Raw genomic sequence first — 22,731 nt, forward strand, 5'->3', positions numbered from 1 at the left:
TTCAGCGTCCCAACAGCAAGCGGGCAATTTTTTCCGCCCTGCGCAGGTCGGTGATGGGGCCCCCTTGGGGTTCTTGAAGATCCAGCTCGTAGCGGTACAAGGGCACCTGTGTTGTTTTGAGTACGCGCTCGCTGGTTAATTCCGGATACCGGCCATCGGGGGTTTTGGCTCGTATGTACAGCACAAAGTCGGTATTGCTTCGGCTTATGGTAGCCAGGGCCTCCGGCGAGACCGGCTGGTACGAACCGTCTTTGATCTCCACACCCGGTACGTTGGCCAGGCGAAAACCCAGTCGGGCCAACGCGATGGAGTAGTTAAACTTTGGACCAAACACCCCGGTAAACTGCTCGTTGTACAGGAAAAGCGAGGTAACGCGGGGGTTCTTAGCCACAAAAGGAGCCAGCCGCCCACGCCAAACCCGCATCTGGGCATCGTAATCGCGCAGAACTTTCTGAGCCTGCTGGGTTTGATTGAGGGCTCTTGCCGTTTCTAAAAAAGCCGTACGCCACCCTGTAACTGGATCGCGGTTAAACTCCCAAGCCAGCACCGGGGCTATTTTCTTCAAGCCCTCTATGGCCTCCGAGGTTCCCCAGACCAGTATTAGGTCGGGCTTGAGCGAGAGCACGGCCTCTAGCGAGGGTTGCATGGAGTTGCCCACATAGATGGCTGGGCCAAGCTGGCTGGGCGAGTAGTAAGTAAGGCCGCTGACCACTTCGCCCAGCCGGGCGGCCTGTATTCGGCTAGAACCATAGCCAACCGGCTTTACTCCCAGCGGTATCAAGAGTTCTAATAACTCCTCTCCCAGGGCCACCACACGCTCGGGCTTTTTTGCGATTGTGGTTTCGCCCGCATCGTGTCGGATGGTCAGCGGGTAGGCGGTCTGAGCGCCGGCGAGCAGGCTCCAGCAAAAAGCTACGATCATCAGGTTCCGTATCATCGTTCTCCTTTCTCATCCCCAAGAACGGGCTCGAGGATGGGGTCACCCAGAAGGTAAATGGCCACGCCCTGGGTCTGGGCTCGATCCAGCCCGCCCTCGAGCGGATGCCGGGTGCGCAAGATAAGCGTTTGCAAACCCTCTTCAATGGAGGTCTGCAAGTACAACAGGTGAGATCCAATGGTAAAGACGGCGCGCCGCCCCTGGGCGGTATTCTCAAAAAAACCCGACTGCCCCAAAAGCCGGCGGAAGCGAAGCGTTTGACCCAGCAGGTTAGGGGTATGCAAACAAAGCGCATGCAAACCGACCACCCCATTGGGGTGCTGGGATGGAAGGTGGATGGGTTGTGGCATCAGCGGGTTGAAAAGTAAGGGCAGTGGAAACCAGGGCAGGGCCAGGTGCGGACACCATCCTCCCAGGGTCTCATAGCTCAGATCCTGGGCCCGGAGGTGGGCCTCGAGCTCAGCAAAAGAAGCTTTCGGGGTAAGGCAAAAGTCCAGCAAGCGGCGTTGTTTGTATTGAACCAGGCGGCTTTGCAGAATCTCCCCTCCTTTAGCCAGGAAGCGCTCCAGCCCACCTTGGCGCGGTAAAAACTCCAGCAATACGCCATCGGGCAGGTATATCCAAGCCCCGCCCCAATGGGGGCTGCTCACCACTGCAAAACCGAGGTCGCGAAAGCTTTGCACGGCCGCCTCGAGGTTCTCAAAGCGAAGCAAGATATGGGAAACGCGAAATTCAAGCATTCACACCCCCCACGCCAGACCAGGTTGCAAACCCCCCAGCAAGCGCATCTTCCTGAGACCTCCTTCACTCAGAGCACCCTGCCGCCCCGCCTCAAGGCAGGCCGATCGCCGTGCGGCCGCGTGGCCGTGGTAAAGAAAATGCATTTCTCCGCCCAGATTAGTCGGATTTTGGGCTCGAGGCGCACCCTTCCCATAGGAACAATCCCTACCTGCAAAGGCTTGAATCCAGCAAGCCACCTGGGGGTTTAGCCATCGCCGAGCGACCGTCTGCGAAGGTTCAGGAGGTTGCAGGGCTTGGCTTAGCACCACCAACACCCCTACTCCCTCCAGACCACCTTCTCTTCCCACGGCTTGCGGCGGGCTTTTGGCCATGGAATTGCCGGTCGGCCAACATATAGGAAACCCAGCAGTTTGTCGGGCGGCTCCAGGCCCACAAAGCGGGCGGTGTTTTCGTGCCGCACTGGCAGCCCAGAGGTCCAGAAGGCCCCCAAACCCAAGCTGGCCGCAACCAGATGGGCATTCTGTACAGCGCAGGCTACAGCCGCTATCTCTTCCCACTCAGGAATCTTGGGATGGGTGCCTATCCGCACACCGATCGAGATCCAGACCGGCGCTTTCCAGACCCGCTCCTTCTGGGCGATCCAGGCCGACTCCTGAAAGGCCTCACCCGTAAACGCCAGGCGGTAGCTCTGGGCAAAGGCTTCGCCTAGGGCGCGCCTTGCTTCGCCGCTAAAAACCGTAAAACGCCAGGGCTCGGTTAAGCCGTGGGTTGGGGCATAGTTTGCGGCCTCGAGCATCCACTGGATGTATTCCATCGGGATGGGCTCGGGGGAAAGCTGGTCCTGATGGATGCTGCGGCGCCTACGGATCACATCCATAAGCATTTCCAACTCGGCGGGGAGGGCCGTATCTTCTATCATTAGAACACCTCCGGGGCCCGCGTTCTGCCTCGAGCACAGATGGTTTTGAGGATGGTTTCCCTTCAGGGCAGACCGTTGGGGTTGGGACGGCTTTTCAGCATGCGGGTTGTCAGGCCCAGCAAGGGTATTCAGCCTTCACAACGACCACAGTCTAAAATCGTCAACCCACAAAGTCAACTATTCCAGTCGGATTTTATCAATATAAAAACGATAACCAATCTCAGCAGGGGAAAGCACCCAAGCCCACGCCTGGCATGTTTCGCATCAAAAACGGTTTGCGCAATACCAATCTGATTTACACAGTCTTGGAGCAGGCAGGACTAAACTTGACCCATGACCAAGGCCCGAACCCTCGGCGAACTCAAGCGCACCTACCCCCTAGAGAAATTGCGTCGCAGCGTAAAGGACGAAGCGCGGGAGAACCTGATCGCCAAACTCCGCGCGGGTGAGCGGCTTTTCCCCGGTATTCAGAGCTACGACGACTCGGTGATTCCCAGCCTGGTCAATGCCATCCTGGCCCGGCACAACTTCATTCTGCTGGGCTTGCGCGGGCAGGCCAAAAGCCGCATCTTGCGCCAGCTCACCGAACTTTTGGACGATGAAGTGCCGGCCCTGCCCACCGAGATCCGCGACAACCCCCTCTTTCCCCTCTCGGCCGAGGCCAAGCGCCTGCTGGAGGAGGCCGGCGACGACGCTCCCATCGTCTGGATTCCTCGCTCGGAGCGCTACGTGGAAAAGCTGGCCACCCCCGACACCACCGTGGCCGATATTCTGGGCGACATTGACCCCATCAAGGCCGCCAAGCGCGGCACCGGGCTGGCCGACCTCGAGGCCGTCCACTACGGCCTCTTGCCCCGCGCCAACCGGGGCATCTTCGGCATCAACGAGGTGGCCGACCTGGCCCCCAAGGTGCAGGTGGCGCTTTTCAATATCCTGCAAGAAGGCGACGTGCAGATCCGGGGCTATCCGGTGCGCCTTGAGCTCGACGTCTGGATTGCCTTCACCGCCAACCCCCAGGACTACACCGCCCGCGGCAAGATCGTCACGCCCCTCAAAGACCGCATCGGCTCGGAGATCCGCACCCACTACCCCCGCACCCTCGAGGAGGGCCTTTCCATCACCCGCCAGGAGGCCTGGGTCGCTCGTGCGGAAGGAATGTACATTCCCGCCTACGTGGCCGAGGCTTCGGAGGCGGTGGCCTTTGTGGCCCGCGAGGACAAGCGGGTGGACAAGACCTCGGGGGTCTCGCAGCGCCTCTCCATTAGCTTGCTGGAACTGGTGGCCTCCAATGCCGAGCGGCGGGCCCTGCTGGCGGGGGAGCGCCCGGTGGCCCGGCCCCTCGACCTCTACGCGGCGCTACCGGCCATTACCGGCAAAATCGAGCTGGAGTACGAGGGTGAGCTGCAGGGCGCCGAGCGGGTGGCTAAAGACCTCTTGCAAAAAGCCTTTGGCCTGGCCTACGGCGAACGGGCCCGGGGCCTGCAGGTAGACGAGATCGTGCAGTACTTCGCCGATGGCAACCTCCTCACCCTGCCCGAGGGCAGCGCCAAAGCGGTGCTTAAGGAGATGGAAAAGGTGCCGGGGCTGATCGCGGCTGCCCGGAAGCTCGAGCCCCAGACCACCCCCGAGGCCCTGGTGGCCGCCGGGGAGTTCATCCTCGAGGGTCTGGCGGGCCGCCGCAAGATCGCCCGCGGCGAGGAGAGCTACAGCGCCCCCCTCGAGCGGGAACGCGAACGCTGGGGCAGCGGCAACTGATCGGGGGTAAACCCATGCGCGTCCGATACTCCAAATACGAACCGGGCTTCGACGACCTCACCGGCGCCGACCTGATGGAGATGATCCAGGACTTCCTGATGGACTCGGGCTTTTCGGATCCCTACAACCGCTACCAGCCCGACCCCAACCGCGGCCCCACCGCCGAAGACCTGATGGACGCCCTGCTGCAGGCCCTGCTGGAGCAGGATCGCATCCCCGAAGAGTGGCTGCGCGAGGCCCGGAACGCCCAGAACTTTCAGGAAACCCGCCTGGGCCGGGAACTGCGGCGCCTGATGCAGCGCCTGCAAGACGAGGGCTACATCCGGTTGCCCGGCGACGACCCTACCAACCCCCAGGGCCAGGGCATGCAGGGCGAAGCCCAGGAAACCCGCCTCGAGCTCACCAACAAGTCGGTGGACTTTCTGGGCCTCAAAAGCCTGCGCACCCTGCTGGGTTCGCTGGGCAAAAACGCCCCCGGCGCCCACCTCACCCGACACTTTGCCCCGGGGGTGGAGTCGAGCGGCGAGACCAAGCCCTACGAGTTCGGCGACCAGCCCAACATCAACATCGGCGAGACACTCAAGCAGGTGGTGATGAAGGGGCTGGAGAACATCGAAGAACGCGACCTGACCATCGAGCTGTCCGAGTACACCGCCGCCATGAACACGGTGGTACTGCTGGACTGTTCCCACTCCATGATTCTCTACGGCGAAGACCGCTTCACCCCGGCCAAACGGGTGGCTCTGGGGCTGGCGCACCTGATCCGCACCCAGTACCCCGGCGACCAGGTGCGCTTCGGGGTCTTCCATGACAGCGCCGAGGAGGTGCCGCTGGGCCGCCTCCCCACCGTGCAGGTCGGGCCCTACCACACCAACACCGCCGAGGGCCTCAAGCTGGCCCGCAAGATGCTCAGAAAGATGAGCGGGGAGATGAAGCAGATCATCATGATCACCGACGGCAAACCCTCCGCGCTCACCCTGCCCTCGGGTCAGATCTACAAAAACGCCTGGGGTCTCGACCCCGTGATCCTGGCCGAGACCCTCAAAGAGGCCACCCTGGCCCGCAAGGAGGGCATCCCCATCCACACCTTCATGCTGGCCCGCGAGCCCGAGCTGCTGGCCTTCGTCAAGAAAATCACCCAGATCACCAGGGGCAAGGCCTACCTCACCACCCCCGGCAACATCGGGCGGTATGTGCTGATGGACTTTTTGAACCGCAAGGTGAGCCGGAACTAGACAGCACCTGACCAGGCCTGTAGAGCACCTTTTGCCAAGCTTGTACTCTCTGGGATCAAAAATTCCCCCGCCTCCGAGAAGCGGTTATACACATTTTGACAGCATCGTTCACTTTTGAAGGCGGAAACGGCATTAGTAATGGTATCGCGCTTGCAGGAAATCAATCCGCTCGTCTGAGACGCGGTAAACCAGGCGGTGCTCCTGGGTGATCCGGCGTGACCACATGCCAGGGCCAAGGTATTTGAGGGGTTCGGGCTTTCCGATCCCAGCAAAGGGTTCGCGCAAGACCGATTCGATCAGGTCGAAAATTTTGAGCGCAACCTTTCGGTCGGTATCCACCCAGAAGCGAAGATCCTCGAGAAAGACCGGCGTGAATAGGGCCTCGCGCGGCCTATTTGCCTTGGCCACCCAGTACCTCGAGCCGCAGATCTGCGGTGCTGCCCTTCAGACCCTCACCTTTTTGAGCCTGCTCGAGTGCCTTCAACAGCCGCTCGGCGTTCTTGGGAGAGCGCAGCAAATGCACGGTTTCCATGAGGCGCTCGTACTCATCGGCGTCAATCATAGCCACGCGCTTCCCGTTGCGGCGGTTGATGATGACCACCTCCAGATCGTTGGTCACGCGATCGAGCAGGGTAGCAAGCTGCTCTCTAGCCAGGCTGTAACTCGTTTCAATAGCCATAACCCTATTGTACAGTAAATCTGTACAAGTTCGAAGGCGATGATCACTGGTCGGCACTCATGCTTTGCCCTTCGCTTCCGGCTACATTACCCTTTATGAAAACGGCCCGAGCCTGGGGAATCGCGGCCTACCTGGCCCTCCTCATCGAACGCCTCTCCCAGGCTGTGCAGTTCCGGCCCAGGCCGGCCTTCAACCCCGCGCAGATCCGCCGCTGCGAAGAGGAGCAGCGGGAGTTGAGCCTCGAGGTGCCCTACTACCCCGCGCGAAGCTCGAGGGGCTATGTGCTGATTCCCAAGGATGGCTACTTCCAGCAAACCGAGGAGATTCTGGAACATCTTTAGGACGCGCAGGGCGCGCTCGTACTGGCGGCGTCATGGTGTACTGCATCCTATCTGAACTCAACCCTTCCCCAGTACCCTGTACCCATGCACCGGGCATGGGCCGCAAGACGGGCCTGGCGGGTACGGCTCTGGCTAGCCATAGGGCTGGCCCTGCTGCTGTTTCCGCTGGCCTGGCTGGTGCACCCAGCCTGGGTGCTGGGGTCGTTGCTGGGTCTGCTGTACCCCTCCCGCTGGGAGGAAGGGCGCGCCCTGGCCGACCTGGATCGGCGGTATGGCCTGGCCTACCGCAGCGCCCTGGAGGCCCCTCCCCACCACCCCTGGCGTAATCAGTTGCAGCTCGAGGCGCAGGCCAGCCTGCGCGGGGCCCGGCTGCCGGTTTTCCCTTGGGCTTTTGCTGCCCTTTACGTGCTATTGCTGGGCTTGGTCTGGGTACTGCCACCCCTGCCCCCGCCCTCCTCCTCGCCTGCGGTGGCCTCTACTCCGAGCTCGAGTCCCCCCTCCCCTGCTGCGCCACAAACCACCCCAGCCCAGCAGCCAGCCGAACCCCTTCCCCCGCCGGGGAGCTCATCCGAAAGCCAGCCACCCGGTTCGGAGCCGGGGACAGCCCCCACCCCAGCCGAAGAGACGCAGCCCACGCAACCAGACGCACCTGTACAGCAAGCGCAGGGAAGGGACGTACAAAGCCAGAACCAGCCGCAGGATGTCACACGCCCCGGTCAAACGGACGAAGACCTGCAAGGCCGCGAACAGCCTTCATCCAGTCCAACCGGGCAAGATCCCGCGCAGTCTGGGCAGACCCCCCCCAATCAGACAGGACGGCCGCAGACCAATCAGCCGGGTCAAGCGCAGCCGTCCCAACCTGGACAGGCGCGGTCTGGACAAACCCAGCCCTCGCCCTCGGAATCAGCCCAGCCCAGCCAGGCGGGGCAGCCGCCCCAGAACCAACCTGGGCAAGCGCAGCCATCCCAACCTGGGCAAGCACAGCCACCTCAACCTGGGCAAGCACAGCCACCTCAACCTGGGCAGGCACAGCCATCCCAACCTGGACAGGCACAGCCAGGGCAGGGCCAGCCTTCGAGGGATAATCCGGCCCCGGGCCCGACCCGCAGCGGCGAGGGCGGCAGCGCCCAGGGACAGGCCCTGCAAACCCGCCCACCCCAGAATCCGCCCACGAGTGCGGAGCGCCCCGCCGGTGAGGCGCCGCTGGGACGAGGAGAAAATCGGCAGGGAAGGCCGGTTGCACTGCCCAGCCCCTGGGCCTCGGGTCAGCCCCCGCAGAACGTGCAGCGCCAGGCTGAAAAGTACCTCGAGTCCGAGCCCCTGCCCCCGGAGGTGCGCAATCTCGTTCGTCGCTACTTTGAGCTACCCCCATAGGTCACCGGGGCCACCCGCACCACCGGATCGCCGATTAGAAGGGTATGCGCACTTCGGTAGTATCGTTCACTTTGACAAGCCTAAACGATACTACCGAAAGGCTTTTCTACTCCCTTCGGTCGGCTTGAATCCTTCACCTCTGACTGCGTCCTACAGTGAAGGATTCAAGCGGAAACGGTATCAGGCGGTTTTTAGGCGCCCCAGGTGATTGCGCTTGATTCGCTCTGCCCAGAAATAGCTTCCAAGCACCACACCCGCTGATAGCGCCTGCAAAACGATGCCCTCCCAGGTCGCGTATAGACCAAACCAGCTACTCAGCCAGAAGGGCACCTCGAGGGGAAAAGCGTGTATGGGCAGCCAGCCCACCACCTGCATGACGTGGGCGGTCTGGCCCACCATAACCACCAGCACCATCAGGATCAGCACCCCGGTGAAGATCAGCATCTTTTTCTGGGGTAGCTTAATTTGAAAACGGAAGATGGCGATTCCCAGGAGAATTACGCTGCTCAGGCCCACCAGGATGCCCCAAAGCACATCGCGGAACCCTCCCTGAAGCACCAGCGACTGCAAAAACAAAACCGTTTCAAAGCCCTCGCGGTAAATGCTTTCAAAGCCCACCGCAACCAGCCCGAGTATGGCGGCCCAGCCCGTCTTTTGCACGGCCTGCTGCTTGTGCTGATGAAAGTCGGCCAGGCGGTCGGTCCAGTACACCTTGTGGTAAAACCAGTTCAGGATTAGCAGCAGCACGCCAATGGCCAGCAAGGAGACCACGGCCTCCACCCGCTCGCCGAACCGCGCGAACTGCTGGATGGTTCCCCACATGGCGGCCCAGGTAAGCAGGCTGGCTACCAGCGCCAGGCCCACCCCCCACCAGACCGGTCGGCGCAGGTGCAGGTTTTCTGGGCGACGAAAGGAGGCCAGCAGCGCTGCAATGATCAGCACCGCTTCCAAACCCTCTCGGAATACGATGATGGCCGCATTGATGCCGATGGTGGTTGGCGAGGTTTCGCGCCCCAGTATGCGGGCGGCCTCGCTGAGCTTGCTCTCCAGTGCACGACGGGTGCTGCGCACCTCGAGGGGGCTGGCTTTATCCCGAATCAGGCGGGCCAGGCCTGGGGGGTTCACCCCATTCCAGAACAGCGATTCCAGATCGAGGGCAAGCTGGGGGTTGAAAGCGCGCAGGCGGGCCTCGGCGCCCGATTCCAGCATGGCGTAGGCGTCCAGGCGGGCCGTTTCGGCCAGATCGTAGCGGCCGGCCGCCACCGCGTTTTCCAGCGACCGCAACTGCTGACGTATGACCTCGAGGTCGCCGGATGGATCGGCCCGCCGCCAGGACTCGGGCAGCATCTCCGATAGCAGGCGCACGGTCGCGTCTACCTCGTCCGAGAGCCTGTCGGCTGTGGGGGGGGTGTGGGCGTACAGGGCCTGCTCGAGCCAGGCGAAGCGCTGGTTAACCAGGTTCACCTGGGCCTGCTGATCTTTTATAAGCAGCGGCTCGAGCACCTTCCAGGCACTCTGGGCGCTGCGCAAAAAGCTGCGCGCTTCGATGATTTCAAGCTCGTTGGTAACGCGCACCTCGCCCTCGGTGCCCCGCACACCCCGGCGGTACTCCACGGGCACCAGTTGTAAAAAGCGCAGGGTTTGATTAGCCCGTTTGGCCCGCTCGCGCGGCGACAGGGGGGCCGCTTGAAAACCCTCGAGCGCCTTTAGCATGGCAGCCGGCTGCCCAGTGGCAAACGCCTGCTGGGCCTGGGCCAGGGCAGCTTCCCCACGCTGCTGGCGGTATGCGTCGGCTAGAATTGCAAAATAACCCTGTGCCAAGGCGATCTGCTCGGCCAGGCGCACCTGGTAGCCCTGCTGCTGGGCCTGCTGCGCGGCCTCGATGGCTTGCGCCAGGCGCGCCTGGTATGCGCCGAGCAGATCCGATTGCACGGCGGTCAGGGCTTCCTGCACGTCCAGCTTGTTGTGCGCAAGCTCTTCCAGCGCCAGGGTGGCATCGTAGGCGGGGGGGGCGTAGGGGGTGGCTGGACGGTACTCCCGCAAGCTGATCCAGTTCCTGGCCTCCTCGAGGTTCCCCGCCCGCAGGGCCTCCTCGAGCCGCTGGTAGCTCTGGGCCAGTAGATTCGTCCAGAGCCGGGCCTGTAGCTGGGCAAAACCGGCTGGGTTTTTCTGGACAACCTGCTCTTTGAGCTGGGCAAAAGTGTTCTGTTCGAAGCGAAGGCCCAGCTTTTCTAGCTGTAGCGCAGCCTGTTCCGCTTCCTGCAGAAGACTCCCGGCCGCAGCGGAATCGAAGTTGAGCTCGAGGGCAGCCTGACTTAAGGCAGCCCGCAGTTGCTCGGCCGCCTCAGCAGGGCTTTGCTGGGCAAGCGCCCAGCATCCAAGCACCACCATTATTGTTGTTATCCAGCGCATTACTCCACCTTGATGCCCAGCAAGGCAGCAGCCTGAACGATTTTTCCGGTCACAGCCGTGGCGCGGTTATCACCCTCTTTGAGGATCATCTCGGCTTGCTCAGGCGTGAAGCGACGGGTTTTCTCCTGGGCGGCGAGGCGCTGCACCCAGGTTCTGAGGCTGGCCAGGCCATCACGAATCTGCCGGTCAAGGGAGGGGTTTTTGGCTTGCACGAGCTGCGCCACCCCCCCATAAAGCTGCTGCCAGGAGGTGATGTTGTTGATCAGGTCGTCCAGCGAAGAGATCACGTTAAAGTCCCGGCGGGTGGCCTTGTCGCCCAGCACAAACCGACTGGTTTTCCAGCGCTCGATAAACACCGATGCTGCCGTGGGGACGTTGGCGGCTAAAGCCCTGAACACATCCTGCGCGGTGGGCTTCCATGTGCGGGCGGTAGCCAGCAGCTCCCCGGTCATGGCATCCAGTTTTTCTGCCGCAGCCCGCAGGATAAGCGCATCGGGTAACTGATCGCCAAACCCTATGCGCCCATCACCGTCCACATCAAAGGCAACCCCGGAGGAGAAAGCGCGCTCACTGCCCCACAGGCTGCCCTCCAAAACGCCAAAAAGATTACCGGGGCGGGGCAGAACCTTGCCGTTGGCCAGCTTGAGGTCGAAGGTGACCACGGCGTCGCCCCCCTCGGCCCCCGAAGCACCGGCGTCCAGATTGAGGTCGAAATCGCTCAGCAACTCGACCCCAGCCACAATGCCCTCCACGCTCTCGTAAATCGGGCTGGCTTTAATCCAGGCTATCCGCGCGTCCCGCAGAGCGTTGCGAATAGCCGGGCCGTGCTGCTGGGCTAGGCTGGCATACTTGAACCCGGCATTGCGAACGATGGCCTCATAGCGCCCGGCGGCCTCGGCCAGTTGAGCGGTGGCGGCTTTTTGCTGCGTCACCCGCTCGATCAGATAGCTTTTTACGCTTTCAACCTGGGCCTGGGCTGTGGGTAACCACAACGATAGCGATAGCAGCGCGAGAATAGGCCATCTCATGGCATTCCTTCCTTTTCAAGGCCCAGTCTAGGAAGCTGTTGTTATAAAGTCAAGTAATCCGGTTGGAATATATGTATATTTGTATTGATAACTAGTTGCAATAGCGAAACCGCCGCAACGGTGCCAGGCCGGTTGTAGCGTGCGTAGCCGCTTATGCTCATTCGGGCAAAGCTTTTTGATTTTTGCAGATGGCTGGACTCGTTCCTATAATACCGTTTTTTGCTTGAATCCTTCACCGCCCTGCGTAGTCAGAGGTGAAGGATTCAAGCCGACCGAAGGGAGTAGAAAAGCCTTTCGGTAGTATCGTTTAGGCTTGTCAAAGTGAACAATACTACCGAAATGCGTATGAAGTCCGCCCGTACGAAGCTGCCCTGCGTGCACCCGCGGGATGGAAGCGAGCCGGCAGCCTGGCCCCGTGCTAAACCAGACCCGCACCCTGCAACACCGCCACCACCAGCCGCCCTGGCCCGTGCACCCCTTTGACCATAATCTGGCCGATATCGGCGGACTTGCTGGGGCCGGAGTGCAACCCGATGGCCGAGGGCAGCCCAGGTCGCAGGGCCTGTAGGGCCTGCAAAAGGGTCGGGTAAACCTCCTCCTGCGGTACAAACACCAGGTGCGTGGGCGGTAAAAGCTGGGTGCGGCGGCCCTCCTGGCTGGAGAGGATAACCGTACCGGTCTCGGCCACCGCACCCAAAGCCCAGGAGACCCCCAGGGGGGCTTCTTCGGGGGGTAGGAGGGGCCGCCTGGGTTGCAGCGCTTCGGGAACAGTCCGGCCCACGGCCACGCCAGCAAAAGCCTGAGCGAAGTGGCCCAGCCACTCCTGGGCTGCCTCGAGCCCTTCCAGCCGCACCACCTCTCCCCCGTTTCCCGTCAGGCGCTCGCTGAAGAGGGCCAGGGCTTCCTCGGGCGAAAACGCCGACCCGACCAGCGGCTCCGGCAGGGCAACTTTTGGGCGGTGCTCGAGGCCCCGCCGGATACGGGCCAGGATGCGTTCGCGCATGGCTGGAGTATACCAGGCCCTCGTTGCCCAATAGCCCCTGGGGCCTTTACCATTAGGATCAAATGATCCTGATTCTCAACGGCCCCAACCTGAACCTACTGGGCAGGCGCGAACCCGGAATTTACGGCCATACCACCCTCGAGGAGCTCGAGGAGCTGTGCGAGGCCTGGGGGGCCGAGCTGGGCCTGGGGGTGGCCTGCCGCCAGTCCAACTTCGAGGGACAGTTGGTGGAGTGGATCCAACAGGCCGCCGACGAGGGCTTCCGGGCCATCGTGCTGAACCCTGGGGCCCTCACCCATTATTCGGTTGCCCTGCTGGACGCGATACGGGCACAGACCTTGCCGGTGGTGGAGGTGCACCTCTCCAACATCCACGCCCGCGAGGAGTACCGCCGCCACTCGGTCACGGCCATGGGCGCCAAGGGCCTCATCTCGGGCTTTGGGCCCATGTCCTACAGGATGGCGCTGGTCTACCTGGCCGACCTGCTGGAGGCCCAGCCATGAAGGTGCACTGGCAGGAAGTCGCCATGGTCGCGGCCGTCGCCGGCATTTTTACCCTGGTGGCCCAGATTCCACAGGTGGGCTTCTGGAAGGCGTTGTGGCTGGGGCTTCCGGTGGCCCTGCTGGCCGGGGGGGCCTACGGGCTGCTGATGCCCTGGATCATTCGCTGGGCTGCCAAAGGGGCCCGGCCCAAAGAGACACCCCCCGATGATGAAACCAGAGTATGAAGGCGCAGCTTGCAGGCTTTTAGCAAGCAAGGCGTTCTTTGTCTTGGGGAACCACCGCATCCACCTCGACCTCGGCCAGGGGCATCACCCAGGGCCTACCGCTGGGGTGCTGGGTCTGGATAAACGGCAGACCATAAACCGCCTGAAGGCGCGCGGGCTGTAAAACCTCGGCTGGCTGACCCCACGCCTCCACACGCCCCTGGTGTAGCAGCAAAATGCGGTCGGAGAACAGCCCAGCCAGGTTGAGGTCGTGCAGCACCGTCAGCACCCCCCAGCCCATCTGGGCCAAACGCCTGCACAGGGCCAGCACCTCTACCTGGTGTTTGGGGTCGAGGTGATTGGTGGGCTCATCCAGCAGCAGCAGCCGTGGTTCCTGGGCCAGCACCCGGGCCAGATCCACCCGGCTCTGCTCCCCGCCCGAGAGGGTTTGGTATCGGCGGGTGGCGAAGTGCAGCGCACCGGTCTGGCTCAACGCGCGCTCGGTGGTCTGGTGATCCTGGGGGTTTTCGGCCCGGCGCTCGAGGTGGGGTAGGCGGCCCAAAAAGGCCACCTCATAGGCGTCAAAGGGGAAATTGATCTCGCGCCGCTGGGTGAGCACCGCGCGTTCGAGGGCCAGCTCGAGCGGCCGGTAGCTGGCTAAGGGTCTGCCCATCAGCTCGATCTGCCCCGAGTCGGGCTTCACCTCGCCCGATAAAAGCCGCAGCAGGGTGGATTTGCCAGCGCCGTTGGGCCCGATGACGCTCAGCATCTGGCCGGCCTCGAGGCGGAAGGAGATGTTCTCAAGAAGGGTTTTCCCTCCTACAGCATAGCGAAGCGAGCGAGCCTCCAGCATCACACCACACCTTCCCTAGCGGGCTGCCCCCTGCTTGAAGCGCAGCAGCAGCCAGATGAAGAAAGGAGCCCCCAGCAGGCTCGTCACCACACCCACCGGCAACTCGGCGGGCGAGGCCACGGTGCGGGCAATAAGATCGGCCAGCACGCTCAGACCAGCCCCCAGGAGCATCGAACCGGTCAACAGGTAGCGATGATCCGGCCCAGCCATCAGTCGGAAAAGATGGGGGGCCACCAGCCCGATGAAGCCCACCCCACCCGCTGCTGCCACCGCAGTGCCCACCGCCAGTGCGGCCAGGGCCACTGCCTGGCGCTTGAAACGCTCGAGGTGCACCCCCAGATGAAAGGCCTCGCTCTCGCCAAGAACTAGTGCGTTCAGCGGGCGGGCCAGGCGCATCAGCCCCCAGAAGGCCAGCAGCGCGGTAGGGGCCATGGCAGCCAGCCCGCCCCAGGTAGCCCCGCTGTAGCCACCCAACGTCCAAAAGGTGAGGCTGCGCAATTGCTCATCGGTGGCACGGGTGATCAGCAGGCCAATGAGGGCCCCTGCCAGGGCATTGATGGCGATCCCCGCCAGCAGCAGGGTCAGGGTCTGCACCCGCCCTCCACTGCTAGCCATGAACCAGACCGCCAGGGTAGCCAGCAGCCCGCCCACAAAAGCCGCGAGCGGCAGGGCGTACACTTCCAGGATGCCCGCGCCCGGAACCAGGATGATAAAGATGGCAGCCCCCAGGGCGGCCCCGGCGCTCACGCCGATCAGGCCTGGGTCGGCCAGGGGGTTGCGAAACAACCCTTGCATGACCGCGCCCGAAAGGGCCAGCAACGCCCCCACCAGCAAAGCCAGCAAAACCCGGGGGAAGCGAACCGATACCAGCACCGCATAGGCCTGCTCCGAGCGCTCCCACAGGATGCGGGGAATCTCCTGGGGTGGGATGTAGTAGGCCCCGAGGCCCGCCGAGATGAGCACCACCAGTGGTAGCAGCACCCCCAACGCCAGCAGCGTCGAGCGGTAACGGCTGGAGGCTTTATAGAAAGACGAGGGTTGCATGGCAATTGATGCGCCCTAGGTCAGCAGGGCGTGCTGGTCGAGCTGCAACTCGCGCACGGTTAGGCCATCCCTATCGTGGCGCACCACCTGGCGCCGGCTGGGCAACCAAACCCCCTCAACCTGAACATAGCGATCGTCGAACGATTCCACCGCTTCAATCAAACCCTGGGCATTGCGGTAGGTGACGGTAAAGTGCTGGGGCAGGTGGTGCGCTCCAGCCGGCACATGGCTGTGGATGTGGATGCGAAAGGAGCTATCGGGCAGGTTGCGCTCAACCATCCGGATGTGGTTATCCTGCACCCACAGAACGGAGCGCATGGCATCCTCGAGGCGCACCCCCACCCCCAGCGGGGTTTCCCCCTCGAGGTGCATGGGGTACTGGCCCTCGTTCTGCGCGAAAGGCCGGGGGCTGCGGTGGGCCAGCATCGAAGCCAGTTCCCGACGCGGCCAGGCCTGCAGGTCTTCGGGCAGGTGCAGCTCAATCTCCCTGGGCGAGCGGGCCACCAGGCCGCCCTGGTACCAGCTACCCGCCAGGTATACCCTCAGGCGGGCCCTGAACCCAGCGAACCCCTCTGGTAGGGTGTAGGCCTGGTTGCGGGCCGCTTCCAGCAGGGCGTAGGCTTTCTCCTGAACCGATGGCATATAGCTCACCTACTCCTGGGCTCCGGCGATATAAAGTCCGCTGCGTTCATAAGCGCCCACAAACAAATCCAGCGCAGCCCGCCCCGCCCTGGGCCCAAAACCGCCCAGGTACAGGTCGTCGATAGCCACCACCCGGCCGTTCTGACCGGCGGGGGTCTGCATTACCCCGGGCAGCTTACGCAAACCCTCCAACCCACCAATGCTCTCCAGACCGGCGGTGAATACCACAAAAACATCGGGCTGGGCGGCAATCACCGCCTCTGCGGTCATCTGCTGGCAGTTCTGGATACCTTTGGCCGCATTGGCAATACCAGCCAGCTCCATCATCCCCACCGGGTTGGAACCCTGGCCGCAAACATAGGTGACGTTGGTGCCACGCAGGTACAGGAAGATGCCTTTAAGCTGTTTGCGTGTGGTGGCCTGGCGTTGCTTGGAACGCAACACCAGCAGGTCGCGCTCGAGACGACGCACCAGCTCCTCGCCGCGCTCAACCCGACCCACCGCCGCTGCAATCGTGCGGATTTTCTCCTTGGCCCCCTCGAGGCTGGGCTTGTCCGGCACCCGCACCACCGTGACCCCAGCAGCCGCTAGCTGATCAAAAACGGTTGGGGGGCGCACATCCTCCCGGCCCAGCACCAGGGTGGGGCGCAAGGAAAGAATGCCTTCCGTGTTGAGCTGGAACTGGTAGCCCACCGTGGGCAGCTTATTTACGCTGGCCGGGTAGTAGCTGCTGGTATCACGGCCCACCACCCGATCCCCCACCCCCAGGGCAAAGAGAATCTCGGTGGTAACCCCGTTGAGCGAGACGATCCGCTCGATGGAACGCACCGTGATGGTTTGACCCCTTGCATCCTTGACGGTAAAGGGCTGGGCCAGCCCGCAGCCCAACAAGCAAAGCCCCAATCCGATAACGATCTGTTTCACAAAACCCACCTCTTTTTCTGGACTTCTACACTGCTCCTCAGCTAAGAAGTTGTGGCCTCGAGCGCGGCCGAATCAGTGAACACCTCAAAGGTTTCCAGCGAGCTATGCCCCATAAACACTTCGCGGGGCAGGGTTCCACTTCTGGCATGCCCCTGCTTGAACTCGGGGCTTTCCACCCAGTTTTTGAAGTGCTGTTCGCTTTCCCAGAAGGTCATGACCACATAGGGTTGATCGGGCTTCTGCGGGCGCAGCACCAGGTTGCGGATAAAGCCCGGCATGCGGTCGACCAGACGGGCCCGCTCGCGGAAATTTTGCTCAAACAGTTCGGCATACGCGGGGTTGACCGGTATGCGGTTCATGGTGATGAACATCCTCTTCCCTCCTTAGCTTCGTCGGGTCGCTCCTCAGGCCTCGCCTCCAGTACAAGAGGAACAACCCCATCCCGGCGTCGCTGTGCAAGCCCGGGGGACACGCTTTCTGCACGATTCTCTTCCACCATTCTGGCCGTCAGTTTATACAGGCCACGGCCCTAAAGTCAAGTAATCCGGTCGGAATACATTTATTTAGTAAAAAGAACTATTCGCAACACTGCCCCCCAAAAACAAACCTCCCCCATGGGGTGGGGGAGGCGCACAACCTCGAGGCTACCGGCCGATCAAGCGCCAGGCGGTAGGGAGCAGGGCCGCAGCGATGGCGGCTTTGATCAGGTCACCCAGCAAAAAGGGGATCATCCCGGCTTGTAGCACCCCCCAGACCCCGCTGTAGCGCCCCGCGCCTGCCAGCGCGAAGCCCAGCCAGGTCACGCCGATGGCGTAGATGAGCAGGCTGGCCAGCAGCATGGCCCCAAAGGTCTTGAGCGCGCTGCGGTCGGTGCCGTAGCGCTCAACCAGGTAGCCCACCAGGTAGGCCGCCAGGGGGAAGGCCAGCAGGTAACCGGCGGTAAAGGCGATGCGCGGGTGGAACCAGGTGGCCCCCCCCGCAAACACCGGCAGCACCAGGCCCTCGAGCAGGTACGCCACCACCGCCAGAAAGCCCAGCCGGCTACCCAGCGCAGCCCCCACCAACAGCACCCCCAGGGTCTGCAGGGTGATGGGCACCGGCTGCAAGGGGATCACCGCCTGGGACAAGAGCGCCAGCAAAAAGCTACCTCCCAGTACCAGCAGCAGATCGCGCTGCCAGCTCCGGGCCGGAAAAAGCGACTTCGAGAGGGGTAGATAGGGTAGGCTTTGGGTTGGGTTCATCTGCTTCCTCCTAAAAAACCGATCAGTTCCACATCACCCGCCCCGATGTGGTGGGTTGTGTCTGCGCTTTGCACCACCAGGGCCCCATCCGCGGCAATATCGATGGCCTGGCCCTCGAGCACACCCCGCGCGGTAGCCACCCGCACCCGCTGCCCCAGGGTGTAGCTCATGGCCCGGTAGTCCCGCAAAAGTGCCGGCGGGTCGCGAAGCTGGGTATAGCGGGCCTCCAGATGCTCCAGCAGGCGCGCCAGAAGCTGGACGCGGCTCACCTCCAAGAACTCCTCCAGGGCCGCCGCGCCATCGGGAAGCACCCCCCGGTGCACATTGAGACCGATGCCCAAAAGCACCCAGGCCACCTCTTCCCCACTCACCTGGGCTTCCAGCAGCACCCCTGCCAGCTTGCGGCCATCGGGGCTCAGGAGGTCGTTGGGCCACTTGAGCCCCCCCAGCCCACAGGCCTCGCGCAGGGCCAGGCCCGCGGCCAGGGGCAGCAGGGGCAGCGCAGACAGGGGCAACGCCGGGCGCAGCAAAACCGAAAAGGTCAGGCTCTTACCCGGTTCGCTGGCCCAGGCCCGCCCGCGGCGGCCCCGGCCTTTGAGCTGCCGCTCGGCCAGCACCACCGCCCCTTCCTCGGCCCCGTCCAGGGCCCAGTTTTTGAGTACCTCCTGGGTGCTTTCCACCGTACCCAGATAGGCGTAAAAGGCCCCAAAGCTACCCTTTCGCAGGGCCTCGAGGGCGGCTGGGGTGGGGCTTCCCGGGGCCAGGCGGTAGCCCCGGCCCTTCTGGGTCTCCACCGGGTAACCAGCCTTACGGAGCTCCACTACCTGCTTCCAGACCGCCGTGCGGCTTACTCCCAAGGCCGACGCCAGCGCCTCACCGCTCTGGAAGCGCTCGTGCAGGTGGTTCAGCAAGGCCGACACGTCAACCAAAATACCCCGTCTTGGTTGACAAAGACAAGCCCATACAAAATTAGTCGGACTCGGTGCAAAGAGGCCTCGAGCAGCGTGCGCCGGGTGGGTTTGCGTGGCTTAAGGCTGGCTTCAGCTTGGGTGGCTATGTTTGATGCATCAGGAGTTTCGCTATGGCCCGTCCCCTCAGTTTTTCCAACGCCACCCACCTGCTACGCCGCGCTGCTGCACGGGGGCGCAAGGAGGAAGCCCAGCAGTTGACCGAAATGGGCCTCGAGCCTGCCGTAGACTTCCTGCTGCGCGACCCGGCCCCGGCCCCCAGCTACCGCACCGCGGCAACCCGCAACGAACGCGGTCAGCAGCACCGCGAGATCAGCCAGCTCTGGCTCAACCACTGGCTCACCACCCCCACCCCGGCCGCCGAGCGCCTGGTGCTGTTCTGGCACGGCCACCTGACCTCCGAGTTTCGCGAGACCATGGGGGCCCAGGGCATCGATTTCTGGCAGCAGTTCGCCACCTTCCGGCAACTGGGGTATGGCCCCTACGGCGACCTGCTGAAGGCCATCGCCCGCAACCCGGTGATGCTGCTCTACCTCAACAACGCCCAAAGCCGCAAGGAACACCCCAACCAGAACTGGGCTCGAGAGCTTCTGGAGCTTTACACCCTGGGGCCCGGCCACTACACCGAGCAGGACATCCTCGAGGCCGCCCGTGCCTTCACCGGCTGGACGGTGCGCCTCTCCGGCAACCAGCGGCCCCGTGAGGCCAGCGCCAACGTGGCCTTTGAGTTCGTCTTCAACCGCAACTGGCACGACCCCGGCGAAAAAACCTTCCTGGGCCGACGCGTCCGCACCGGCGACGAGGTGCTCGAGATCCTGATTGAGCACCCCCAGACCTACCTTTTTGTGGCCCGCAAGCTGCTGCGCTTCTACCTGTGCCCCGAGCCACCCGAGAACCTGGTGCAGGAGGGGGCCCGGGTCTTCCGCGCCGAGGGCACCCGTGGGTTCTTGCGCTGGCTCTTCACCCACGAGGCGTTCTATAGCCCGGCCTACCGCAACGCCCTCATCAAAAGCCCCCTGGAATATCTGATTGGGCTGTGGTACGCCGCCGGTATCGAACAGGTGAACTTTGAAGAACGGCCCGGACGGGCCCTCTACCTGTCCCTGGCGGCTATGGGTCAGATTCCCTTCGACCCACCCAATGTGGCCGGATGGGATGGCGGGCGGGCCTGGCTGGCTGAGTCGCCCTTCCTGACCCGGCTCAACCTGCTGGCTGGCTTTGCCGGCCGCGAACGGCGCCTCGACCTCGAGGTCTTCATGGACGGCGCCGACGGGGCCTTGTCGCTGGTCAAACCGGAAGCACAGCTACTGTAAATCTGCTTTTTCGAGGCCGATATGAACCGACGCGACTTTATCCAGAAATCCTTGCTCACGCTGGCCCTGGGCCAGGGGGCCCCTTCGCTGCTCTCGAAAACCGCCCTGGCCGCCCAGTCCAAAGACAAAATCCTGGTGGTGGTCAACCTGTTTGGCGGCAACGACCAGCTCAATACCCTCATCCCCTACCGCAACGAGCTCTACTACCGCCTGCGCCCCAACATCGCCATCAAGCGAGAGGAGGTGCTCGACCTGGGCGCCAACGGTGAGCGCCTGGGCCTGCACCCCGCCCTGAGGCCCCTGATGCAGATGTGGAACAACGGCGAACTGGCGGTGATCCCCCAGGTGGGCTACCCCAACCCCAACCGCAGCCACTTTATCTCCACCTCCATCTGGCACACCGCCGACCCCAGCCGCCGGCTGGAAACCGGCTGGCTGGGCCGCTGGGGCGACCTGCAGGACGACCCCTTCTGCGATACCTTTCTGGGCGGGGCCACCCCCCAGGCCCAGACGGGCGAGCGCCGCAGCGCGCCGGCCATCAGCAGCATCGATACCTTCAGCATCCGGCTGCCCCGGCCTTTCGAGGAGGCCTTTGAGCGGGAGGCCCAGCGGGTGCGCAGCGGCACCGCCGAAGAGGTGCGCCGGGCCATGCTCTCGCTGCGCGGCGCCCTGGACAGGGTGGGGCAGCTACGCCAGGTTCGGAACCAGGCCCAGTACCCCGACAACGCCTTTGGCCGCAGCATGGCCGATATCGCCCGCATGATTGCCGGCGGACTGGGCAGCAGCGTTTACTACACCACCCTGGGGGGCTGGGATACCCACGCCGGGCAGCCCCCGCGCCAGGCCGAGCTGCTGGGGTATGTGGCCCAGGCCCTGGCCGCTTTCAGGGCCGACCTGAGGGCCATTGGCCGGGATAAGGACGTCATGGTGATGGTGTTTAGCGAGTTCGGGCGCCAGGTGGCGGAAAACGCCTCGTTTGGCACCGACCACGGGGAGGGTGGGCTGATGCTGGTGCTGGGCGGTGGTATTCGGGGCGGGCTGTACGGCAGCGAGCCCAACCTGGAAGACCTCGAGCTCAACGCGCTCAAGTACCAGACCGATTTCCGCAACGTCTACGCCACCGCCTTGCAGTGGATTGCCGCCAACCCCCAGCAGGTGTTGGGGGGCGATTTCCAGCCCCTGCGCCTGATTTAGGGTAACACCAGCACTGCTCAGTTTTATCCAGTATGGGGTCGGGCTCAGCCGACCCTTTCCTGTAACGGCTGGTACAGCAAAAAGAGCCGCCCTGTTCAGTTAGACAGGCCGGGCTGCTATCATTAGTCAGATTTTAGATTTATAATCTAAAAACTATGAAACGCAACAAGGAGTTTGCCAACCGCCTCCACGCGCTCACGCCCAAGTTTGCCTACATCCCGCAGGAAGACCGCTTCCTGATGAACCCCGGCCCCCTCAAGTACCGCTTCAACGTGATTGGGGTGGGGGTAAACGGGCAGGAGCACATCCGGGTGACGCTGCTCGAGGGCCGCTGTACCGTTCACGGCGTCTACGATCCCAACCCCAGTAGCGTGGAGGCCGCCCGGCGCATCAAGGCCCAGTTCACCGAGGAACCCCTGGTGGTCTACGAGAGCCTCGAGGCCGCCTGCCACGACCCCGCGGTGGACGGGCTGATCATCTGCACCCCCAACCACACCCACCTGGAGGTGCTGAAGGTGGCCGCCCAGTCGGGCAAGCACATCCTCTTGGAAAAACCCATGGCCACCAACCTACCGGACGCCTACGAGATCTGGCAGATTGCGCAGAATTACCCCAGGGTGCTGCAAATCGGCCTGCAGTACCGCTTCAAGCCCATCTACGTGGAGGCCATCCACGAGGCCAAGGAACGCAAAAGCCTGGGCGAGATCAAGACCATCACCATCCTCGAGCACCGCGAGCCTTTCCTGGACAAAGTGAAGCAGTGGAACAAGTTTTCCAAGTACTCCGGCGGCACCCTGGTGGAGAAGTGCTGCCACTACTTCGATTTGTTCAATCTGTTCGCCGAGTCGCGCCCGGTGAGCGTGTACGCCTCGGGCAGCCAGGCGGTCAACTTCCGCGACTTCGAGTACGGCGGGGAGAAGTCGGACATCCTGGACAACGCCTTTGTGATTGTGGAGTACGCCAACGGCATCCGGGCCAACTTTAATCTGTGCATGTTCGCGCCCATGGTCTACGAGGAAATTGTCATCTGTGGCGACGAAGGCCGGCTCAAGGCCAGCGAGGGCGTGAACGGGCAGGCCTACTCCAAGTGGGAAAACTACCTCGAGGTCATCTGCCTCCCCGACCGCACCTCCCGCACCATGACCCCCAGCTACCCCGCCCTGATCGAGGAGAGCGGCCACAGCGGGGCCACCTACTACGAGCACCTGCGCTGGATCGAGGCCATGGACGGTTTACCCAGCAAGGCCGCCACCGCCGAAGAGGGCTTCTGGAGCGTGGTGGTGGGGGTGGCCGCCGAGGAGTCGGTGAAGCGGGGGGAGAAGGTGTGGGTGAAGGAGTTGCTCGAGGCAAATGGGTTGGGGCATCTGGTCTAGGTTGCGACGCCATTCGTCCCGCAGCCCAAGTTAACCGCCGGGCATACTG

At 63.1% G+C, this 22,731-nt stretch carries 24 protein-coding genes; 9 read left to right on the plus strand and 15 right to left on the minus strand.

Annotation, left to right across the window (positions count from 1 at the left end):
* Nucleotide 1: 1 nt before the first annotated feature.
* The 3 genes from MRUB_RS12215 to MRUB_RS12225 all read right to left on the minus strand — a co-directional run bounded on the left by MRUB_RS12215 (nucleotide 2) and on the right by MRUB_RS12225 (nucleotide 2,597).
* Nucleotides 2–937: an ABC transporter substrate-binding protein gene (locus MRUB_RS12215; protein WP_013014675.1), complete on the minus strand. Its 936-nt coding sequence runs from the start codon at nucleotides 935–937 to the stop codon at nucleotides 2–4.
* Nucleotides 934–1,677: a VOC family protein gene (locus tag MRUB_RS12220; protein ID WP_013014676.1), complete on the minus strand. Its 744-nt coding sequence runs from the start codon at nucleotides 1,675–1,677 to the stop codon at nucleotides 934–936. The genes MRUB_RS12215 and MRUB_RS12220 overlap by 4 nt, the downstream gene beginning before the upstream one ends.
* Nucleotides 1,678–1,994: 317 nt before the next feature.
* Nucleotides 1,995–2,597, minus strand: coding sequence for a nitroreductase family protein (locus MRUB_RS12225; RefSeq protein ID WP_013014677.1), 603 nt, complete (start codon nucleotides 2,595–2,597; stop codon nucleotides 1,995–1,997).
* 333 nt (nucleotides 2,598–2,930) lie between these two features.
* Here MRUB_RS12225 and MRUB_RS12230 point away from each other — a divergent pair, with 333 nt between their 5' ends.
* Both MRUB_RS12230 and MRUB_RS12235 read left to right on the plus strand, forming a co-directional pair.
* The gene (locus MRUB_RS12230; RefSeq protein WP_013014678.1) at nucleotides 2,931–4,352 is read left to right on the plus strand and encodes a sigma 54-interacting transcriptional regulator; all 1,422 of its coding nucleotides are present in this window, start codon (nucleotides 2,931–2,933) and stop codon (nucleotides 4,350–4,352) included.
* Between the two features lie 14 nt (nucleotides 4,353–4,366).
* Nucleotides 4,367–5,587 (plus strand): vWA domain-containing protein, encoded by a 1,221-nt coding sequence (locus tag MRUB_RS12235; protein ID WP_013014679.1) that lies wholly within the window; start codon nucleotides 4,367–4,369, stop codon nucleotides 5,585–5,587.
* A gap of 132 nt (nucleotides 5,588–5,719) precedes the next feature.
* On the opposite strand, the gene MRUB_RS12240 is transcribed toward MRUB_RS12235, so the two are convergent.
* Together MRUB_RS12240 and MRUB_RS12245 are read right to left on the minus strand one after the other, a co-directional pair.
* Complete coding sequence (locus MRUB_RS12240; protein ID WP_013014680.1) at nucleotides 5,720–5,995, minus strand: Txe/YoeB family addiction module toxin; 276 nt, start codon at nucleotides 5,993–5,995, stop codon at nucleotides 5,720–5,722.
* Nucleotides 5,979–6,266, minus strand: coding sequence for a type II toxin-antitoxin system Phd/YefM family antitoxin (locus MRUB_RS12245; RefSeq protein WP_013014681.1), 288 nt, complete (start codon nucleotides 6,264–6,266; stop codon nucleotides 5,979–5,981). Before MRUB_RS12245 ends, MRUB_RS12240 begins: the two co-directional genes overlap by 17 nt.
* Before the next feature lie 95 nt (nucleotides 6,267–6,361).
* Between MRUB_RS12245 and MRUB_RS12250 the strand changes: the two genes are divergently transcribed.
* A complete protein-coding gene (locus MRUB_RS12250) occupies nucleotides 6,362–6,607 on the plus strand; it encodes a hypothetical protein (RefSeq protein ID WP_013014682.1) in 246 nt (81 codons plus the stop codon).
* Nucleotides 6,608–6,691: 84 nt separating this feature from the next.
* Nucleotides 6,692–7,981: a hypothetical protein gene (locus tag MRUB_RS15825; protein ID WP_156113856.1), complete on the plus strand. Its 1,290-nt coding sequence runs from the start codon at nucleotides 6,692–6,694 to the stop codon at nucleotides 7,979–7,981.
* Between the two features lie 180 nt (nucleotides 7,982–8,161).
* Here the strand turns inward: MRUB_RS15825 and MRUB_RS12260 are convergent, their stop codons facing one another.
* From MRUB_RS12260 to MRUB_RS12270, 3 genes are all read right to left on the minus strand, one after another.
* A complete protein-coding gene (locus tag MRUB_RS12260; RefSeq protein WP_015586744.1) occupies nucleotides 8,162–10,372 on the minus strand; it encodes an FTR1 family protein in 2,211 nt (736 codons plus the stop codon).
* Nucleotides 10,373–10,392: 20 nt separating this feature from the next.
* Nucleotides 10,393–11,421 carry an EfeM/EfeO family lipoprotein gene (locus MRUB_RS12265; protein ID WP_013014685.1) on the minus strand — a complete coding sequence of 343 codons (1,029 nt, stop codon included), beginning with the start codon at nucleotides 11,419–11,421 and terminating at the stop codon, nucleotides 10,393–10,395.
* Between the two features lie 418 nt (nucleotides 11,422–11,839).
* Nucleotides 11,840–12,424, minus strand: coding sequence for a LutC/YkgG family protein (locus tag MRUB_RS12270; RefSeq protein WP_013014686.1), 585 nt, complete (start codon nucleotides 12,422–12,424; stop codon nucleotides 11,840–11,842).
* A gap of 62 nt (nucleotides 12,425–12,486) precedes the next feature.
* Between MRUB_RS12270 and aroQ the strand changes: the two genes are divergently transcribed.
* Together aroQ and MRUB_RS12280 are read left to right on the plus strand one after the other, a co-directional pair.
* A complete protein-coding gene (aroQ, locus tag MRUB_RS12275) occupies nucleotides 12,487–12,927 on the plus strand; it encodes a type II 3-dehydroquinate dehydratase (protein ID WP_013014687.1) in 441 nt (146 codons plus the stop codon).
* Nucleotides 12,924–13,151, plus strand: a complete 228-nt coding sequence (locus tag MRUB_RS12280) for a hypothetical protein (protein WP_013014688.1) — start codon at nucleotides 12,924–12,926, stop codon at nucleotides 13,149–13,151. The genes aroQ and MRUB_RS12280 overlap by 4 nt, the downstream gene beginning before the upstream one ends.
* Nucleotides 13,152–13,170: 19 nt before the next feature.
* Here the strand turns inward: MRUB_RS12280 and MRUB_RS12285 are convergent, their stop codons facing one another.
* From MRUB_RS12285 to MRUB_RS12315, 7 genes are all read right to left on the minus strand, one after another.
* Nucleotides 13,171–13,983, minus strand: coding sequence for a heme ABC transporter ATP-binding protein (locus tag MRUB_RS12285; protein ID WP_013014689.1), 813 nt, complete (start codon nucleotides 13,981–13,983; stop codon nucleotides 13,171–13,173).
* Nucleotides 13,984–13,998: 15 nt separating this feature from the next.
* The gene (locus MRUB_RS12290; RefSeq protein ID WP_013014690.1) at nucleotides 13,999–15,027 is read right to left on the minus strand and encodes a FecCD family ABC transporter permease; all 1,029 of its coding nucleotides are present in this window, start codon (nucleotides 15,025–15,027) and stop codon (nucleotides 13,999–14,001) included.
* Nucleotides 15,028–15,042: 15 nt separating this feature from the next.
* Nucleotides 15,043–15,669 carry a DUF3386 family protein gene (locus MRUB_RS12295; protein WP_013014691.1) on the minus strand — a complete coding sequence of 209 codons (627 nt, stop codon included), beginning with the start codon at nucleotides 15,667–15,669 and terminating at the stop codon, nucleotides 15,043–15,045.
* 9 nt (nucleotides 15,670–15,678) lie between these two features.
* Nucleotides 15,679–16,593, minus strand: coding sequence for a heme/hemin ABC transporter substrate-binding protein (locus tag MRUB_RS12300; RefSeq protein ID WP_013014692.1), 915 nt, complete (start codon nucleotides 16,591–16,593; stop codon nucleotides 15,679–15,681).
* Between the two features lie 41 nt (nucleotides 16,594–16,634).
* Entirely contained in the window at nucleotides 16,635–16,964 is a 330-nt protein-coding gene (locus MRUB_RS12305) for an antibiotic biosynthesis monooxygenase family protein (RefSeq protein WP_013014693.1), read from the minus strand.
* 273 nt (nucleotides 16,965–17,237) lie between these two features.
* A complete protein-coding gene (locus MRUB_RS12310; protein WP_013014694.1) occupies nucleotides 17,238–17,834 on the minus strand; it encodes a biotin transporter BioY in 597 nt (198 codons plus the stop codon).
* Complete coding sequence (locus MRUB_RS12315) at nucleotides 17,831–18,754, minus strand: biotin--[acetyl-CoA-carboxylase] ligase (RefSeq protein WP_013014695.1); 924 nt, start codon at nucleotides 18,752–18,754, stop codon at nucleotides 17,831–17,833. Before MRUB_RS12315 ends, MRUB_RS12310 begins: the two co-directional genes overlap by 4 nt.
* Nucleotides 18,755–18,915: 161 nt before the next feature.
* Between MRUB_RS12315 and MRUB_RS12320 the strand changes: the two genes are divergently transcribed.
* The 3 genes from MRUB_RS12320 (at nucleotide 18,916) to MRUB_RS12330 (ending at nucleotide 22,682) form a co-directional block, all read left to right on the plus strand.
* Complete coding sequence (locus MRUB_RS12320; protein WP_013014696.1) at nucleotides 18,916–20,115, plus strand: DUF1800 domain-containing protein; 1,200 nt, start codon at nucleotides 18,916–18,918, stop codon at nucleotides 20,113–20,115.
* Between the two features lie 21 nt (nucleotides 20,116–20,136).
* On the plus strand, nucleotides 20,137–21,309 hold the full coding sequence (locus tag MRUB_RS12325) for a DUF1501 domain-containing protein (RefSeq protein ID WP_013014697.1): 1,173 nt from the start codon (nucleotides 20,137–20,139) through the stop codon (nucleotides 21,307–21,309).
* A 155-nt stretch (nucleotides 21,310–21,464) separates the two neighbouring features.
* The gene (locus MRUB_RS12330; protein ID WP_015586740.1) at nucleotides 21,465–22,682 is read left to right on the plus strand and encodes a Gfo/Idh/MocA family protein; all 1,218 of its coding nucleotides are present in this window, start codon (nucleotides 21,465–21,467) and stop codon (nucleotides 22,680–22,682) included.
* The last annotated feature ends 49 nt before the right edge of the window (nucleotides 22,683–22,731 follow it).

Origin of the sequence: Meiothermus ruber DSM 1279 (assembly GCF_000024425.1) — a bacterium.
Classification (GTDB): Bacteria; Deinococcota; Deinococci; order Deinococcales; family Thermaceae; genus Meiothermus; species Meiothermus ruber.

Excerpts from the sequence above, each read along its gene's own strand:
- MRUB_RS12215 (WP_013014675.1), bottom strand. The coding sequence starts at position 937 with ATGATACGGAACCTGATGATCGTAGCTTTTTGCTGGAGCCTGCTCGCC.
- MRUB_RS12220 (WP_013014676.1), bottom strand. The coding sequence starts at position 1,677 with ATGCTTGAATTTCGCGTTTCCCATATCTTGCTTCGCTTTGAGAACCTC.
- MRUB_RS12225 (WP_013014677.1), bottom strand. The coding sequence starts at position 2,597 with ATGATAGAAGATACGGCCCTCCCCGCCGAGTTGGAAATGCTTATGGAT.
- MRUB_RS12230 (WP_013014678.1), top strand. The coding sequence starts at position 2,931 with ATGACCAAGGCCCGAACCCTCGGCGAACTCAAGCGCACCTACCCCCTA.
- MRUB_RS12235 (WP_013014679.1), top strand. The coding sequence starts at position 4,367 with ATGCGCGTCCGATACTCCAAATACGAACCGGGCTTCGACGACCTCACC.
- MRUB_RS12245 (WP_013014681.1), bottom strand. The coding sequence starts at position 6,266 with ATGGCTATTGAAACGAGTTACAGCCTGGCTAGAGAGCAGCTTGCTACC.
- MRUB_RS12250 (WP_013014682.1), top strand. The coding sequence starts at position 6,362 with ATGAAAACGGCCCGAGCCTGGGGAATCGCGGCCTACCTGGCCCTCCTC.
- MRUB_RS15825 (WP_156113856.1), top strand. The coding sequence starts at position 6,692 with ATGCACCGGGCATGGGCCGCAAGACGGGCCTGGCGGGTACGGCTCTGG.
- MRUB_RS12260 (WP_015586744.1), bottom strand. The coding sequence starts at position 10,372 with ATGGTGGTGCTTGGATGCTGGGCGCTTGCCCAGCAAAGCCCTGCTGAG.
- MRUB_RS12265 (WP_013014685.1), bottom strand. The coding sequence starts at position 11,421 with ATGAGATGGCCTATTCTCGCGCTGCTATCGCTATCGTTGTGGTTACCC.
- MRUB_RS12270 (WP_013014686.1), bottom strand. The coding sequence starts at position 12,424 with ATGCGCGAACGCATCCTGGCCCGTATCCGGCGGGGCCTCGAGCACCGC.
- aroQ (WP_013014687.1), top strand. The coding sequence starts at position 12,487 with ATGATCCTGATTCTCAACGGCCCCAACCTGAACCTACTGGGCAGGCGC.
- MRUB_RS12280 (WP_013014688.1), top strand. The coding sequence starts at position 12,924 with ATGAAGGTGCACTGGCAGGAAGTCGCCATGGTCGCGGCCGTCGCCGGC.
- MRUB_RS12285 (WP_013014689.1), bottom strand. The coding sequence starts at position 13,983 with ATGCTGGAGGCTCGCTCGCTTCGCTATGCTGTAGGAGGGAAAACCCTT.
- MRUB_RS12290 (WP_013014690.1), bottom strand. The coding sequence starts at position 15,027 with ATGCAACCCTCGTCTTTCTATAAAGCCTCCAGCCGTTACCGCTCGACG.
- MRUB_RS12295 (WP_013014691.1), bottom strand. The coding sequence starts at position 15,669 with ATGCCATCGGTTCAGGAGAAAGCCTACGCCCTGCTGGAAGCGGCCCGC.
- MRUB_RS12305 (WP_013014693.1), bottom strand. The coding sequence starts at position 16,964 with ATGTTCATCACCATGAACCGCATACCGGTCAACCCCGCGTATGCCGAA.
- MRUB_RS12310 (WP_013014694.1), bottom strand. The coding sequence starts at position 17,834 with ATGAACCCAACCCAAAGCCTACCCTATCTACCCCTCTCGAAGTCGCTT.
- MRUB_RS12320 (WP_013014696.1), top strand. The coding sequence starts at position 18,916 with ATGGCCCGTCCCCTCAGTTTTTCCAACGCCACCCACCTGCTACGCCGC.
- MRUB_RS12325 (WP_013014697.1), top strand. The coding sequence starts at position 20,137 with ATGAACCGACGCGACTTTATCCAGAAATCCTTGCTCACGCTGGCCCTG.
- MRUB_RS12330 (WP_015586740.1), top strand. The coding sequence starts at position 21,465 with ATGAAACGCAACAAGGAGTTTGCCAACCGCCTCCACGCGCTCACGCCC.